A 14,899-nucleotide genomic window follows, 5' to 3' on the forward strand; every position below is an offset into this window, starting at 1 on the left:
ATGAGCAACCCCTCGGACGCTCCCCATCTTCCGAGGTCGGCGCCGATCGAGGCTTACGGCAAGGGCGGCTTCGCGTTCGCCGATATGTCGCATCGCGGCTCGCTGTTGTGCCTGCCGGACTCGATCTGGGCCTGGCCGGTCACGAGGCCGCAGGACATCGACGAATATTCGCTGCAAAAGGTGTTCGCGGCCGCCAACGCGATCGACACGCTGATCGTCGGCACCGGCACCGAGGTCTGGGTGCCGCCCAAGGGCCTGCGTGAGGCCTTGCGTGCGGTCCGCGTGGTGCTCGACCCGATGCAGACGGGTCCTGCGATCCGCACCTACAACATCATGCTGGGCGAGCAGCGCCGGGTCGCGGCGGCGCTGATCGCGGTACCATGAGCGCGGTGGAGGCGCCGAAGGACGGCGCGGCCTTCTGCGCCGATCTGGTGCGGACCCATGACTTCGTGCGCTACGCGTCGACCTTGTTCCTGCCGGGTCCGGAGCGCCGGGCGCTGCTCGCGATCTACGCCTTCAACATCGAGGTTTCGCGCGTGCACGAGCAGGTCAGCCAGCCGCTGCCCGGCGAGATGCGGCTGCAATGGTGGACCGACATGCTGGCAGGCGCCGGGCACGGCGGCGTCGAAGGCAATCCGGTCGCGGCAGAGTTGTTGTATGCGATCCGCAACCACCGCTTGCCGGTTTCGCCGTTCTCACAGCTGGTCGAGGAGCACCAGTTCGATCTCTACAACGACCCGATGCCGTCGCTGGCCGCGCTCGAAGACTACCTCGACGCGACGGCCTCAGTGCTGTTCTCGCAGGCGACGCGCGTGACGGCGCGGCCATCGGAGGCGATCGATCACTTGGCCCGCCATGCCGGCCTTGCCCAGGGCATGGCGCAGGTCATCGCGGCGCTCGGCCGCGACGCATCGCGGCAGCAGCTGTTCCTGCCGCTGCAGCTGCTGCAGCAGCACGGCAGCAGCAAGGAAGAGGTGTTTGCCGGCAAGCCGACGCCGAACATCCGAGCTGCGATCGACGAGCTTGCTGACGAGGCACAAGGCCATCTCAAGACCGCATTCGGGCTGCTCGCGGATGTGCCGTCGGGCGTTCGGCCGATCTTCCTGCCCCTCGCTCACGTCAGGCGCGAGCTCAACCGGGTGAGGAAGGGCGATTTCGATCCGTTCCTGCCGAAGCCGGTCTCGCGCCTGCGCACGCTCTGGACGTTGTGGCGAGCCGCGCGCACCGAGGAGTTCGGTCGCTAGCTCCTCTCTCTCGAGATGTGCTTGGTGAAGATCCGGACCGTTACGCCCCTGACCATGGGGCCGCTGTCATAGATGTCGGATGCGATTTGCTCGATCGCGTCGCGCAACGCAACGAATTGCGCCTGCCGCGCCATGCTCGCTGTTCCACGCGTGCCGGCGAGCTCGTCCATTGCAGCGTCGCTGATTTGGCATTCAACTTCCTGGTCGCCGTTCATCATGGTGAAGCCGAACGCCAGGCGTTCAGAATCATATCCCCCGATACGGCCACGGGTGAGTGGCATTAAGCTTGTCCCTTGAGCGCGCCAGCCCACGCAAAGAGTGGGGCTTCGCACCGCGTTTGTCGAGGGCCACGCACATAACGAGATGCGCGCAAATCAGCCGGCGGGCCGATCCATCTCTGCCACTTCAAAATTGAAGCGGTCGCGTAGATTCTTGCGTTGCTCGAGGATGTCCTTGAGGAACTCGCGATCGGCGTCGCTGCGCATCATCGGCTCGATCAGGTCGATCTGATTCATGGCGACGAGCTGCAGGATTTCGGTGCGCGGCTTGCCGGCCGCATCGCGCGGCAGCGCGTGCACGATCTGGATGTGTTCGGGCGGCTTGACGCCCCTGGCCGCGGCGAGCTCGTTGCGCAGCGTCTTTTCCAGCGCGGACTGGTCCGCCTCGACGAAGGCGTACAGCCCGACGCCGACGCGCCGGTCAGCGAACGCAACGATCGCGGTGTCGCGCACGTCGGGATTCCGGCGAATCAAATCGACCAGCACCGGGGCGTCGTTGACCAGCCGCCGGCCACCGCCCTCGCGGTCGGTGAAATTGAAGATGCCGCGCGTGATCGCCTGATAGACCTTCTTGCCGGTCTTGAGCCAGACGCTGGCGACCGCCGACTTCTTCGCCAGCACCTTGCGCTCCATAGGCGTCAACGCTTCCGGCGCGTAGCTGCGCTTGTGCTTCAACAGATGCCGCAGATCCTCATAGGCCGCGATGCGGAACAGCCGGCTTCGGGTCTTGAAGCAGGCGGCGAGCTGGAAGTCGGTGAGATAGGCGCGGCCATCGCGGCCGACCAGCCAGTTCTGCTCCTTGGCGAGGTCGTTGTGGCAGATGCCGGCGCGATGCAGCTTGCGCAATGCGGCCTTGGCGGAACGGAAATAGGCGACGTCGCCATGCGGCTTCGCCAGATGCAGCGCCGCGCCGTCGATGAAGCCGCGCACCAGCGCGCGCCGGCCGGCCCACAACAGCTTGGGCCCGACGTCGAGGTCGCGCGCCAGCGTCAGCGCGCGGCGTTCACGCGAGAACAGATGCAGCGCCACCGCGAACGACCAGAACGGCACCTGATCGAGCCGGCGCAGCACGCCCTCGACCTCGCCGTCATCGGTGCGGAAACGGCCGCGCTCGACGGTGGAGAACACATCGCGCTTGAGCAGCACGCCCTGGCTCCATCGCGCCGACAGGGTGGCGTCGTCGTCTTTCGGCAAGCTCATGATGGTCAGGCCGCTGCCGCAACGCGCAGGTGCTCCGCGATCCAGTGATCGAGGTCGGTAAGTGCCCGCGCGCTGATCGCCTGCTTCTTGGCGACGGTCTTCTCGTTGCCGCGCAGCCGCGAGCCGTCCGGCTTCTTGGTCGGAGCGCTGGCGAGCGGCGGGAACAGACCGAAATTGATGTTCATCGGCTGGAACGAGCGCGTTCCGGCGTCGATGGTTTCGATGTGGCCGCCGGTGATGTGGCCGAGCAACGCGCCGAGCGCGGTGGTGGCCGGCGGTGTCGTCAGCGCGGCGCCGCGCATGTCGGCGGCGGCGCAGAGGCCTGCAATCAGGCCGACGCTGGCCGACTCGACGTAGCCCTCGCAGCCGGTCATCTGGCCGGCGAAGCGCAGCCGCGGCTGCGCGCGCAGGCGCAGCTGCCCGTCGAGCAGTTTCGGCGAATTCAGGAAGGTGTTGCGATGCAGGCCGCCGAGGCGCGCGAACTCTGCGTTCTCGAGGCCCGGGATGGTGCGGAACACGCGCTGCTGCGCGCCATGCTTCAGCTTGGTCTGGAAGCCGACGATGTTGTAGAGCGTCCCGAGCTTGTTGTCCTGCCGCAACTGGACGATCGCATAGGGCTTCACGGTCGGATTATGCGGATTGGTCAGTCCGACCGGCTTCATCGGCCCGTGGCGCAGCGTCTCATGGCCGCGCTCGGCCATCACCTCGACCGGCAGGCAGCCGTCAAAATACGGCGTGTTGGTCTCCCAGTCCTTGAAGTCGACCTTCTCGCCGTCGAGCAGCGCCGCGACGAAGGCATCATACTGCTCTTTCGTCATCGGGCAGTTGATGTAGTCGGCGCCGGTGCCGCCGGGACCGACCTTGTCGTAGCGCGACTGAAACCAGGCCACCGACATGTCGATGGAATCCTTGTGCACGATCGGCGCGATCGCATCAAAGAACGCCAGCGCGTTCTCGTCGGTCAGCTGCCTGATGGCGTCGGCGAGCGGTGCCGAGGTGAGGGGGCCGGTCGCGACGATGACGTTGCTCCAGTCGGCCGGCGGCAGCCCTGCGACTTCCTCGCGGCTGATCTCGATCAGCGGATGGTCGTTCAGCGCCTTGGTGACGGCGGCGGAAAAGCCGTCGCGATCGACCGCCAGCGCGCCGCCGGCGGGCACCTGATTGGCATCGGCCGAGCGCATGATGAGCGAGCCCAGCCGCCGCATCTCGGCGTGCAGCAGCCCCACGGCATTGTTGGCGGCATCGTCGGAGCGGAACGAGTTCGAGCAGACCAGTTCGGCGCAGCCTTCGGTCCGGTGCGCCTCGGTCATTCGCTGCGGGCGCATTTCGTGCAGGACGGAGCGGATGCCTGAATTGGCGACCTGCCAGGCGGCTTCCGAGCCGGCGAGCCCCGCGCCCACGATGTGCACGGGTTGGGAAGAGGAGTGATGCGGTGTCATCGCGCAGCGTTAGCGCGTTTCGAGATCATATGCATCTGAAACCACACCACAAACGATAACGCCCGCTGCAGGAGCGGGCGTTATCCGTTCACTAGATGGCTTACGGCCGGTTAGCCGTTGTAGGTACCGGCGGCAACGCGCGGAATGTCCGAGCGGTCGAGGCCGATATCGGCCAGTTCGCGATCGCTGAGCTGGGACAGTTCGCTGACATTGCGCTGATAATCCCGGAAAGCCTGGATCATGCGGATGAGCGAGAGCAACATGGTAGTCTCCTAGTAGTTCAGATTCAGCTTTTCCAAAGCCTCATCGTTGAAGTGAATATAGATGATATAGTGCAGTGCGGTAGTTCCAATGTTGCGATGCAGCTAAGCTCAAAACGCATGGCGGAGGTAAGTTCCGGTTAACCGTTTGGAGCATCGAGAGCAGGGCCGGAGACGGAAGTTCCGTCGCCCTCGTCGTCCTTGATAAAATCATCTACAGATCAGTGAGTTGAAGGGAATTGCCCTGACCTCTGCGGTGCCACTTATGTGGTAATTTCAGACCGTGGGATCAAGCCGAAATGCCGTTGTGAGTGAATCATCACATCGATGTGTTCCATGCGTGATTCGCATGCAACGTCTTGCCATTAGAAATGAATGTTAGTTCGCTATATGGCGGCACGAGCGCTTGGCAGACGGCGTGTCAATAAGCCGCATTGACAGGTGGGTAATCCGGCACGGGCGCGCGGCGCGGATTTCGGCCGGGTGCCGGCGTCGGGCGGCATTGAGTGCTGATTATCAGAAATCTTTCGATTGAAGTGAACGCGTCGAGCAACGCTAATGCGGCGTTGCTTCCTTACCGGCTTGTAATCAAAACACTATGCAACGCATGCGCGATGCGCGCGCAGCGCTCATCACATTCGTATCGCGTGAAGTTCATTCTGAACGCTGCCGGGAACAGCGAATAATCGTTCCGCAGATTCCGCAATCACGCAGGTTTCTGTTCAAGAACAAAAGATGGAACATCCCATGATCAAGACATTGATCGCAGCGACCACCATGGCTGCAGTCGTCTACGCTGTCGCTCCCGCTCAGGCCGCTCATCGCCACATGGGCGTCGGCTGCAGCGGTGCCAATTTCGGCAAGACTGAAGCGGCCGTCGAAGCCATGGCTGACAATGAGGTCAAATTCGCGGCGGAGAAGGAAGTCTCGCTCGCTCAGGACGCGATGCTGAACAACAAGTGGGGCGCATGCGGCGCACACCTCAGCAAGGCTGCCGAAGCCAGCATGGCGAAGTAAGCTTTGATCATGACGATAAGGGCCGATTGCCTGGGGCAATCGGCCCTTTTTATTTGGGCTCAAGCGTGATCGGCGGGATTGAATCAGGACCCAGCGTTCGCGATCAAGCTTTGAAGCGCCGGTCGAATGCCCTTCACGTGTTCTGGATGGAGTGGCCGATGATCAGCCCTCTTCGCGCCGATTCACGCACGTCCGAGGGAGGCGCCCCATATTGCCGGCGAAAGGTACGGTTGAAATAGGATACGTCGCCGAAACCAACTTCAAAGGCGACCGCGCTTACAGGCCGATCGGCGTAGCGCGGATTGACGAGCAATCGATGCGCTCGCGCGAGACGCCGCTCAAGCACGAATTGTGAAAATGAGGTCCCGTCGCCTTCAAACATCCGCTGCACTTGGCGGGGGGTGACGCCGTGCCGGCGCGCGACAGCCGCTACCGTGAGATTACCATGATTGAGATGGTCGATGATATCGGCCTTGATGGCACGCAGCCGCGCTGCGCGGACGCCCCGCCCATCGGCAAGAGCCGCGGCATCTCTCGTTGCGCCGAGCGCCACAGCGATCAGATCGTGCACATGCGAGGCCACGTGGTGCCGTAGCTGGGGCGTGGCAAGCGCATAATCCTCCTGCAGCGCTCCAACATAGCCCACCAGCAATTTCAGCGCTTCGGTGGAGCGCGCAATGGGCTGCATCACGGAGGAATCGATGCTGCTCACCAGCGGCGCCAGCGCCGGCCGCGGAACGTGAAGGCACAGAATATTTGCCGGGGAGGGGCAGACCATCGCGACCGGATCCGCCGAGCTGAGCAGCAGCCCGTCGCCGGCGGTCCACGTGACCTCGTGTCCGCGCTGCACCATCATGGCATCGTGCGAACCGATCACCAGGACAAGCCCGTCGTTGCCATCCGCCAACTGTTCGGCGCCCCGCTCGTAGCGAAACGCCGACATGCTGGCTGACGTGATGGACAGCCCGGGCAGCATCCGCACGGTCACGTCCGCATGCAAGGAATGATCCGGCAGTGGCGCGAGATCGGCCTTCAGCACCAGCCGGCCGTACAGGTCGCGCCATGCGGCCATGCGGTCCTGCTCGGCAAAATCCGCCAGGGAGAACCGGGAAAGTGCAACGTCGTCAGCCGTCGAGGTCATCGGGAAACTCAGGGTGTCGCAACATGTGTCGGCGAATTGCCGCATCTCGTTCACCGGGATGACCCGGTTCGGCGGCAACAAACGCACGCGACGCAGGGCTTCTAGCCAATGACTCGGCTCTGTCAAAGCGCCCTACATATGTTCCATTCGCGGCCCGCCCCTGCGGCAGGTGCAGTTCGAGGTGGAAAGCGCACCTCCCATTGGCCGAAACGCATACAAATTGAATTGCCGACCCGTCAGGTCGTTTTCAGCCGATGCGCTGTCGTGCCTGTCCTAGCCGGCGGGCTGACAAATCACTAGAACCCATCGCGCAGGATTGACCTGCTCGCAGTAGGATAAGAGGTGACTTTGGCACTACTATTGCGTGTTGTCGTGCCCGGCGACGTCAGGGTTGCCATGGGCATCGTCGGCGTGCAGGCCGCGTTCCTCGAAATGCTGCCGCTTGCCCGGATCCTGTACCGGAACGCAATACCCAAGTCGTCGCCGGCCGGCATGGCAAAGCTCACAGTTCGAAACTCATGCGCGCACTGATCCACGCCGCGCGTGGCTTGTCCTCGTCGCGGGAAGCAACCCATCCGCTGCCGAAGACGCAGCAACTTCCTGCCAGCTGATCAATGGCAAGTCGATGATGCAGGCCGAACTGATGTTTGGACGTCAGATCGCCGGACGTGGCCGCGTGTCGGAGGCCCAATGGTCGGACTTCCTCAAGAGGGAGGTGACACCGCGGTTTCCAGATGGATTGACCTTGCTCAGGGCTTCCGGCCAGTGGCGGGATCCGGACACGGGCCGGATTGCACGCGAGCAGTCCTTTGTTGTGCGCATCATCGCTGCCGAAACCCCGGAGACCTTGGCACGCTTGAAAGAGATCGGCTCCGCGTACAAGCAGCGCTTTCACCAACAGTCGGTTGGCCTCACGCTCTCGACCACTTGCGCATCGTTCTGACCACTCGCTGCAACAGCAAATATGGCGAAATACCTTATGGCGCCTTGGCGAGTTGGGTCGCGAAGTAACCGATCGTCTTGGCGTACACCTCGCTCTTATTCCACTGCTGGATGACCGCGAAATTCTCGCTGCCGGGCTCCCAGCCCTTGCCCTTCTTCCAGCCGTAGCTCTTCAGGAAGTTCGCCGTGGAGGCCAGCACGTCCGGCACGTTGTGCAGCAGGTCGCGCTTGCCGTTGCCGTCAAAGTCGACCGCGAACTTGATGTAGGACGACGGCATGAACTGGGTCTGGCCGATCTCGCCGGCCCAGGCGCCGCGCATCTCCTGCGGGGCGAGATCGCCGCGCTCGACGATGCGCAGCGCGTCCATCAACTCGGCCTTGAACATGTCCGAGCGACGGCAATCATAGGCCAGCGTCGCCAGCGAGCGCAGGGTCGGAAACTTGCCGGTGTTGACGCCGAAATCGGTTTCCAGGCCCCAGATCGCGACCAGGATTTCGCCGGGCACGCCGTAGGCTTCCTCGATACGCGACAGCACCGAACCGTAGCGCTTCATCATGTCGGAGCCGCGATTGAGCCGCGGCGGCACCATGCGGCCCGAGAACTGCTCGAAGGTCTGGCTGAACACCTGCTGCGAGTGGTCACGCGCCAGGATCGCCTTGTCCTGCGTGACGCCATTCAACCCGGCCTGGATCGCGTTCTGTGAAATGCCCTTTGTCGCGGCCTCTTTCTTGAAATCGTCGAGCCAGGACTCGAACGTGCCTGTGCCGCATTGGGCGGCGAGCGCGGACGCGGTCGAGGTCAGGAGCCACGCCCCAACGGCGAGCGTTTGAAAGGACAAGCGAGAGGTCATAGGCAATTTCACTCCGGAATCTGCGATACCAGCGATTGGTCGCGAAAGGCGGCGGGTATGTTCGCGGCAACAGCGGCCAAAACAAGGCTCGTGATCGGGCCGTTTTTCTCAGGTCGCGCTGCAAATGCCACGCCAATTTCACATCCATTTGACGGTCCGTGACGACAAACCGCCGACCGAAACATATCGGCCGGCGGTTGCCGTGACGTTTACGAGTAAGGGGTGACCGGCGCCTATCCGCGATCGCTGCGCCGCCAGGGGAACAGGTTGGCGGGGAAGTCGGCGGCGGGCTTGCGCTCGCGCGGCTCGGGGAATACCGGCCGAGCGTTCGGATCCTTGACGATGACCTCGCGATAGAGATGCCAGGTGGCGTGGCCGAGCAGGGGGATCACGACGGCAAGTCCGAGGAAGAACGGGATCGTGCCGAGCACCAGCAGCACCGCGACGATCAGGCCCCAGGCCGCCATCGGCACCGGGTTCTGCGCGACGGCGCGCATCGACGTAACCATGCTTCGCCGGCGGTTGCCTGGCGGTCGAGCATCATGGGGAAGGCGACCACGCTGATGCAAAGCGCAACGAGCGCGAACAGGAAGCCGACGCTGCAGCCGACCACGATCAGCCACCAGCCTTGCGGGGTGGTGAGCACGCGGCCGGCGAAATCGGGAATGTCAGCCGCAACCGCATAACCGAACACCGCCGTGTAGATCGCCTGCGCGGTCGCAATCCAGGTCACGAACAGTGCGAACAGGATCGTTCCGACGCCAAGCATTGCGCCGAATGACGGCGAGCGGAATACCTGAATGGCGTCCCACGCGGAGGCTTCACCGCCGTCTTCGCGGCGGCGGCTCATCTCGTAGAGGCCGATCGCGGCAAACGGGCCGAGCAGGGCAAAGCCCGCGGCCAGCGGAAACAGCAAGGGCAGCACGGAATAGCCGTGCACGGTGCGCGCGAGAACGATGCCGAGCACCGGATAGATCAGGCACAGGATGATGGCGTGGCTCGGCACCGCCTTGAAGTCTTCCCAGCCGAGACGCAGTGCTTGGTGCAAATCGGACAGGCCGATGGTGCGGATGACGGGCGCAGATGCGGCATCTTCTCCGCCCTGCGTCATCGACGTGACATTGCCTTGGTATGGTGTGGCCATGGTCGTTGTCTCCCTCTGGGCGGGCGCATTCTGCGCCCGGCGCGCGGGCACAAACGTACCGCCTCTCGAAGCGATCACGAGCAAGCCAGACGCGAAAGACAGAGCAGGGAACTGGCCGTGTCGCGAACTGTTGTGTGAGGGTACTCCCAAACCGCGCCAAAAGCACTCACGCTTAAGTGAATGTCGCATTGGCAAGGTATTGAGGGGGCGATACACTTGAACTGCGACCGCGGTCAGCCGGCGCATTGCCGTGTGGCCTTCACATCTCAACTCTCTTGGGAGCGAACGATGAGCATTTTCGGAAAAATCATGGGCGCGATCTTCGGCAGCAGCGCCAGCGCCGCGCCCGCGGGCGGAACGGCCACAAGCGCAGCTCCCGCCGGTGGCTCCGGCAGCGCGTCGCCGTCTCCCGCCGCAGTGCCCGCCGGTGCCGCGCCCGCGCAGTCCGTTGACGTCGCCCCCATCCTCGACAAGGCGGTTGCCGCGAAGGGCGAGAAGCTCGAGTGGCGGACCTCGATCGTCGACCTGATGAAGGCGCTCGACATCGACTCGAGCCTGTCGGCCCGCAAGGAGCTCGCCAAGGAGCTTGGCTACAGCGGCGACACCAACGATTCCGCCAGCATGAACATCTGGCTGCACAAGCAGGTGATGACCAAGCTCGCGGCCAATGGCGGCAAGCTGCCCCCTGATATCAAGCACTGACGGGATCATCATCCCGTACACGGAAAGGGCCCGCGCCACCGCGGGCCCTTTTTTATGGAGCGGCAAGCCTCTATAGATCAGTCAACAAGAAGGAGAACATCCATGACTGATCTCGATCGCCGGACGATGCTTGCGACCGGCGCCCTCGCGCTGGCCGGCGCCGCCGCGCAATCCGCCCCGGCCCAGGCCGAGGCCGCGCCGAAGGCGATGTTTCCGGTACCGGCGGTGACGATCCCGATCGTCGGTGCGACCGAGGTGTTCCAGGTCCGCCGCATCTACTGCATCGGGCGCAACTACGCAGCCCATGCGATCGAGCGCGGCTCCGACCCGACCCGCGAGCCGCCGTTCTTCTTCCAGAAGCCGACCGATGCGATCCAGAATGTCGCGATCGGCACGGTCGCCGACCATCCCTATCCGTCGCTGACCAAGAACTATCACCACGAAGTCGAACTGGTCGCCGCGCTGAAGTCCGGCGGCAGCAACATTCCCGCCGACAAGGCGCTCGAGCACGTCTACGGCTACGCGCTCGGCCTCGACATGACGCGGCGCGATTTGCAGAACGGCATGGCCGCGGAGAAGAAGCCGTGGGAGATCGGCAAGAGCTTCGACCATGCGGCGGTGCTCGGGCCGATCCATCCGGCTGACAAGACCGGCCACTTCACGCAGGGCGCGATCTCGCTCGCGGTCAACGGCACGGTGCGGCAGAGCTCGGATCTGAAGAACATGATCTGGAGCGTCGCCGAGCAGATCGCCAAGCTCTCAGAAGCGTTCGAGCTGAAGGCCGGCGACATCATCTATTCCGGAACGCCGGAGAATGTCGGCCCGGTCGTCAAGGGTGACGTGCTGCTCTGCAAGCTCGAGGGCCTGCCCGACATGTCGATCAAGATCGTCTGACCAAAGCGGCGCTAGCCGGCGAGATCCGCATATTCCGGGTGCTTGTTGAGGTAGTCCACCACGAAGCCGCAGCCGGCGATCACCTTGCGGCCGTCGGCGCGGATCAGCTCGAGTGCGCCCTTGACCAGCTCCGATGCAATGCCGCGGCCGCGCAGGGCGCGCGGTGTCTCGGTATGGGTGATGATCACGGTCGCCGGCGTCCGCCGGTAGTTCGCAAAGGCGAGACCGCCCTCGGTGTCGAGCTCGAAGCGGTTTTGATCCCTGTTGTCGCGCACGGCGGCCATCGCAAAATCCTGACTTGATTCACCCGCCTTGATCTAAGCGCGTGAACCGGCCGGTGCAAAGTCGCGACCAACCCGCATATTGGCATTTGTGGATTGACGATATGCGCATCCTGGCCTGCCTGACCGCCGTATTGCTCGGCGCCGCCCTGACGCTGCCAAATCCCCCGCAAGCCGCGGCAGCCGATGATCCGAGCTGGCAGACCTGCATCGGCCCCACGACCGCGCCGGGCGACCGCGTGACCGCCTGCACGGCTGTCATCGACGGCAAGACCCAGACCGGCAGGCATCTGGCCGGTGCCTATTGCAACCGCGGCCATGGACTGACCGAGAAGCGCGAGTTCGACGCCGCGCTCGCCGACCTCAACGAGGCGATCAAGCTCGATCCGGCATTTGCCTGCGCCTACACCAACCGTGGCCGCGTCTACGCCTTCAAGAATGATCTCGATCATGCCATCGCCGACTACGGCGAGGCGATCCGGATCGATCCGGGTTTTGCCATGGCCTACAACAATCGCGGCGATGCCTGGCTCAACAAGGGTGATCTCGACCGCGCACTGGCCGATCTCGATCTCGCGATCAAATACAACCCGCAGCTCTCCACGGCCTATGGCAATCGCGGCTTCGTCTACTACCGCAAGCACGACGCGGCGCATGCGATCGCCGACTACAGCGCCGAGATCAAGCTCGATCCCAACGTGCTTGCTTACATCAATCGCGGCAATGTCTACCGCGATGCCGAGCAGCTCGATCGTGCCGCCGCCGACTACGGCGAGGCCACGAAGCTTGCACCGACCGATGCGCGCGGCTGGCGCAACCGTGGCCTGATGCGGCTGTTTCAGGGCGATAACAAGGGCGGGATCGCCGATTACGACAAGGCGCTGCAATACGATCCCGCCGACGTCTATTCATGGAACAACCGCGGCCAGGCCAAGCTGCGGCTAGGCGACAAGAAGGGCGCGGCGGCCGATCTCCGCAAGGCGCTGGAGTTGCAGCCCGATCTGAAGACCGCCAGGGAAGCGCTGGCGCGGCTCGACGGGGCACGGTGATGCACGGCTCCGGCGGCCAACAATCCTGCCGCATCGCACACACGCCGATCGGGCCTTGCGGGCCGATGCAATTCGATTAGGCTTGAGCGAGACATACGCCCGTGATGCGGCCCGATGGTCGTCTGGTACGGAGTGGTAAGGCCGGCCGCTGACGTATGCCCCTTGTCGCAAGGAGGTTCGTCATGTCGGACAATCGTTTCTTCGGCACACACCGCCCCTGGGAGGACTGGCTCGGCATGCTGCTTGGCGTGCTGATCATGGTCTCGCCCTGGTTTCCGCTGCAGGTCAGCGACGTCGTCGATGTCGAGCGCAGCCACCTCGTCCTCAACAGCTTCGTAGTCGGCATGCTGGTGCTGGGCCTTGCCCAGCTCGAATATGTCGCGCTGCATCGCTGGGAGGAGGTGGCGAGCATCCTGCTCGGCCTCTGGCTGATGGCATCACCGAGTATCTTCGGCTATTCGGAAGACCAGACGCTGCAGCTCTGGCACATCCTGCTCGGCGCGCTGGTCGCGCTGATCGGCGCGTTGCAGCTCTGGCAGGACTGGAACCTGACCGAGCAGGACCTGGCCAAGTATCCGCAGTAGCGGTCGGAGCTGGACAGATCGGGCTGGCCGCTGCCGCCGGCGCGGTATCATCGCGCCGGGCCCGGCGGGCCTTGCCGAGGCGCGCCGCTTGGCGATAAACCGGGTGGTACCAACCCCTTGCGGCGCTTGAAGACGCCCGGTTCTGACCAAGGAAACACACGATGACCGTCCTGACCATGCCCTGTCTGTTGTGCGTATCGGCGGGGCGGCAATGAGCGGGACGGCTGCTGCCGCGCCGCGCGGCGGGATCGCGCGGGTGTCGCGCCGGGTGATGAATCTCGCCTACATCCTGACCCAGAACGCCCGCCGCCACGGCGATCGTCCCGGTTTCATCTGGAACGAGAAGGCCTGGTCCTGGCGCCATATCGACCAGAACGTCTCGGCGCTGGCGGCGGCGCTGGCCGCGCGTGGCATCGGCAAGGGCGACCGCATCCTGGTGCATTCCAAGAACTGCGACGAGATGTTCTGGTCGATGTTCGCAGCCTTCCGGCTCGGCGCGGTCTGGGTACCGACCAATTTCCGCCTGATGCCGGACGAGGTCGCCTATCTGGCGACCGCCTCCGGCGCCAAGGCGTTTCTGTGCCATGCCGATTTCCCCGAGCACGCCAAGGCAGCCGCCAATCCGGCGCTCGAATTCGTCTGGCGGATCGGCGAGCAAAACAGCTTGGGCGAGCAAGGCACGTTCGGCGAGGCGACCGTCGGTGACGTCATCGCCAGGCATGCGGGCGCCTCAATCGAGAACGTTGCCGTCGAGTACGACGATCCCTGCTGGTTCTTCTTCACCTCCGGCACCACGGGCCGCTCCAAGGCCGCGGTGCTGACCCATGGCCAGATGGCGTTCGTGATCACCAACCATCTCGCCGACCTGATGCCTGGCACCACCGAGGACGACGCCTCGCTCGTGGTGGCGCCGCTGTCGCATGGCGCCGGCGTGCATCAACTGGTGCAGAGCGCGCGCGGCGTGCCGACCATCCTGCTGCCGTCGGAGAAATTCGACATCGCGGAGGCGTTCCGCCTGATCGCCAAGCATCGCGTCAGCAACATGTTCACGGTGCCGACCATCCTGAAGATGATGGTCGAGCATCCCGCGGCCGACCAGCACGACCATTCCTCGCTGCGCTACATCATCTATGCCGGTGCGCCGATGTATCGCGAGGACCAGAAGGCCGCCTTGGCAAAACTCGGCGGCGTGCTGGTGCAGTATTTCGGCCTCGGCGAGGTCACCGGCAACATCACCGTGCTGCCGCCCGGCCTGCACGATCCCGAGGACGGCCCGGATGCGCGGATCGGCACCTGCGGCTTCGAACGAACAGGCATGCAGGTCTCGATCCAGGGCGACGACGGCCGTGAGTTGAAGCCGCACGAGACCGGCGAGATCTGCGTGATCGGGCCCGGCGTGTTCGCGGGCTATTACGAAAACCCGGATGCCAATGCGAAGGCGTTCCGCGACGGCTGGTTCCGCACCGGCGACCTCGGCCACATGGACGAGGAGGGCTTCGTCTACATCACCGGCCGCGCCTCCGACATGTACATCTCCGGCGGCTCCAACATCTATCCGCGCGAGATCGAGGAGAAGCTGTTGACCCATCCCGCGGTCGGCGAGGTCGCGGTGCTCGGCGTGCCCGATCCGTTCTGGGGCGAGGTCGGCATCGCGGTCTGCGTCGCCCGCGAGGGCACCGAGGCGGTCGCCGAGGCGGAGCTTGCGGCGTATCTCGCGCCGAAGGTGCCGCGCTACAAGATGCCGAAGCGCTTCTTCTTCTGGGAGGCGCTGCCGAAGTCCGGTTATGGCAAGGTGCCGAAGCGGCTGATCCGCGACGAGCTCGAGGCGCGCGGGCTGCTCGAGGTGATCGCCAAATCGCCGGGCGCGTAGAGC

General features: G+C 64.2%; 17 protein-coding genes and 1 pseudogene. 10 read left to right on the forward strand and 8 right to left on the reverse strand.

Annotation, left to right across the window (positions count from 1 at the left end):
* Together ALC15_RS30895 and ALC15_RS30900 are read left to right on the forward strand one after the other, a co-directional pair.
* Positions 1-384, forward strand: a complete 384-nt coding sequence (locus ALC15_RS30895) for an Mth938-like domain-containing protein (protein ID WP_050630554.1) — start codon at positions 1-3, stop codon at positions 382-384.
* Positions 381-1,244 carry a phytoene/squalene synthase family protein gene (locus tag ALC15_RS30900; RefSeq protein ID WP_050630555.1) on the forward strand — a complete coding sequence of 288 codons (864 nt, stop codon included), beginning with the start codon at positions 381-383 and terminating at the stop codon, positions 1,242-1,244. Before ALC15_RS30895 ends, ALC15_RS30900 begins: the two co-directional genes overlap by 4 nt.
* On the opposite strand, the gene ALC15_RS30905 is transcribed toward ALC15_RS30900, so the two are convergent.
* The 4 genes from ALC15_RS30905 to ALC15_RS42305 all read right to left on the reverse strand — a co-directional run bounded on the left by ALC15_RS30905 (position 1,241) and on the right by ALC15_RS42305 (position 4,424).
* Positions 1,241-1,525, reverse strand: coding sequence for a DUF1488 family protein (locus tag ALC15_RS30905; RefSeq protein ID WP_050630556.1), 285 nt, complete (start codon positions 1,523-1,525; stop codon positions 1,241-1,243). The genes ALC15_RS30900 and ALC15_RS30905 overlap by 4 nt on opposite strands.
* 93 nt (positions 1,526-1,618) lie before the next feature.
* Positions 1,619-2,722 carry a serine/threonine protein kinase gene (locus ALC15_RS30910; protein ID WP_050630557.1) on the reverse strand — a complete coding sequence of 368 codons (1,104 nt, stop codon included), beginning with the start codon at positions 2,720-2,722 and terminating at the stop codon, positions 1,619-1,621.
* A 5-nt stretch (positions 2,723-2,727) separates the two neighbouring features.
* Complete coding sequence (gene trmFO / locus ALC15_RS30915) at positions 2,728-4,161, reverse strand: methylenetetrahydrofolate--tRNA-(uracil(54)-C(5))-methyltransferase (FADH(2)-oxidizing) TrmFO (protein WP_050630558.1); 1,434 nt, start codon at positions 4,159-4,161, stop codon at positions 2,728-2,730.
* A gap of 110 nt (positions 4,162-4,271) precedes the next feature.
* Complete coding sequence (locus tag ALC15_RS42305) at positions 4,272-4,424, reverse strand: DUF1127 domain-containing protein (RefSeq protein WP_016846063.1); 153 nt, start codon at positions 4,422-4,424, stop codon at positions 4,272-4,274.
* Positions 4,425-5,156: 732 nt separating this feature from the next.
* On the opposite strand from ALC15_RS42305, the gene ALC15_RS30920 reads away from it, so the two are divergent.
* On the forward strand, positions 5,157-5,438 hold the full coding sequence (locus ALC15_RS30920; RefSeq protein ID WP_050630559.1) for a hypothetical protein: 282 nt from the start codon (positions 5,157-5,159) through the stop codon (positions 5,436-5,438).
* Between the two features lie 133 nt (positions 5,439-5,571).
* On the opposite strand, the gene ALC15_RS30925 is transcribed toward ALC15_RS30920, so the two are convergent.
* Entirely contained in the window at positions 5,572-6,705 is a 1,134-nt protein-coding gene (locus tag ALC15_RS30925) for an AraC family transcriptional regulator (protein ID WP_210168611.1), read from the reverse strand.
* 222 nt (positions 6,706-6,927) lie between these two features.
* On the opposite strand from ALC15_RS30925, the gene ALC15_RS42310 reads away from it, so the two are divergent.
* Positions 6,928-7,110: a hypothetical protein gene (locus tag ALC15_RS42310; RefSeq protein WP_128089631.1), complete on the forward strand. Its 183-nt coding sequence runs from the start codon at positions 6,928-6,930 to the stop codon at positions 7,108-7,110.
* Between the two features lie 97 nt (positions 7,111-7,207).
* A complete protein-coding gene (locus tag ALC15_RS30930) occupies positions 7,208-7,522 on the forward strand; it encodes a DUF3574 domain-containing protein (RefSeq protein ID WP_162240526.1) in 315 nt (104 codons plus the stop codon).
* Between the two features lie 34 nt (positions 7,523-7,556).
* On the opposite strand, the gene ALC15_RS30935 is transcribed toward ALC15_RS30930, so the two are convergent.
* Entirely contained in the window at positions 7,557-8,372 is an 816-nt protein-coding gene (locus tag ALC15_RS30935; protein WP_050630561.1) for a lytic murein transglycosylase, read from the reverse strand.
* 233 nt (positions 8,373-8,605) lie between these two features.
* Positions 8,606-9,516 (reverse strand): annotated as a pseudogene (locus ALC15_RS30940) (DUF2189 domain-containing protein).
* 288 nt (positions 9,517-9,804) lie between these two features.
* On the opposite strand from ALC15_RS30940, the gene ALC15_RS30945 reads away from it, so the two are divergent.
* Both ALC15_RS30945 and ALC15_RS30950 read left to right on the forward strand, forming a co-directional pair.
* On the forward strand, positions 9,805-10,218 hold the full coding sequence (locus tag ALC15_RS30945) for a DUF3597 domain-containing protein (protein WP_050630562.1): 414 nt from the start codon (positions 9,805-9,807) through the stop codon (positions 10,216-10,218).
* Positions 10,219-10,320: 102 nt separating this feature from the next.
* Positions 10,321-11,112: a fumarylacetoacetate hydrolase family protein gene (locus ALC15_RS30950; RefSeq protein WP_050630563.1), complete on the forward strand. Its 792-nt coding sequence runs from the start codon at positions 10,321-10,323 to the stop codon at positions 11,110-11,112.
* 11 nt (positions 11,113-11,123) lie between these two features.
* On the opposite strand, the gene ALC15_RS30955 is transcribed toward ALC15_RS30950, so the two are convergent.
* Positions 11,124-11,396: a GNAT family N-acetyltransferase gene (locus tag ALC15_RS30955; RefSeq protein ID WP_050630564.1), complete on the reverse strand. Its 273-nt coding sequence runs from the start codon at positions 11,394-11,396 to the stop codon at positions 11,124-11,126.
* A gap of 101 nt (positions 11,397-11,497) precedes the next feature.
* Between ALC15_RS30955 and ALC15_RS30960 the strand changes: the two genes are divergently transcribed.
* From ALC15_RS30960 to ALC15_RS30970, 3 genes are all read left to right on the forward strand, one after another.
* The gene (locus ALC15_RS30960; RefSeq protein ID WP_050630565.1) at positions 11,498-12,442 is read left to right on the forward strand and encodes a tetratricopeptide repeat protein; all 945 of its coding nucleotides are present in this window, start codon (positions 11,498-11,500) and stop codon (positions 12,440-12,442) included.
* Between the two features lie 182 nt (positions 12,443-12,624).
* The gene (locus ALC15_RS30965) at positions 12,625-13,026 is read left to right on the forward strand and encodes an SPW repeat protein (protein WP_050630566.1); all 402 of its coding nucleotides are present in this window, start codon (positions 12,625-12,627) and stop codon (positions 13,024-13,026) included.
* A gap of 211 nt (positions 13,027-13,237) precedes the next feature.
* Positions 13,238-14,896 carry an acyl-CoA synthetase gene (locus ALC15_RS30970; protein ID WP_050630567.1) on the forward strand — a complete coding sequence of 553 codons (1,659 nt, stop codon included), beginning with the start codon at positions 13,238-13,240 and terminating at the stop codon, positions 14,894-14,896.
* Positions 14,897-14,899: the final 3 nt, after the last annotated feature.

Origin of the sequence: Bradyrhizobium viridifuturi, assembly GCF_001238275.1 — a bacterium.
Taxonomy (GTDB): Bacteria; Pseudomonadota; Alphaproteobacteria; order Rhizobiales; family Xanthobacteraceae; genus Bradyrhizobium; species Bradyrhizobium viridifuturi.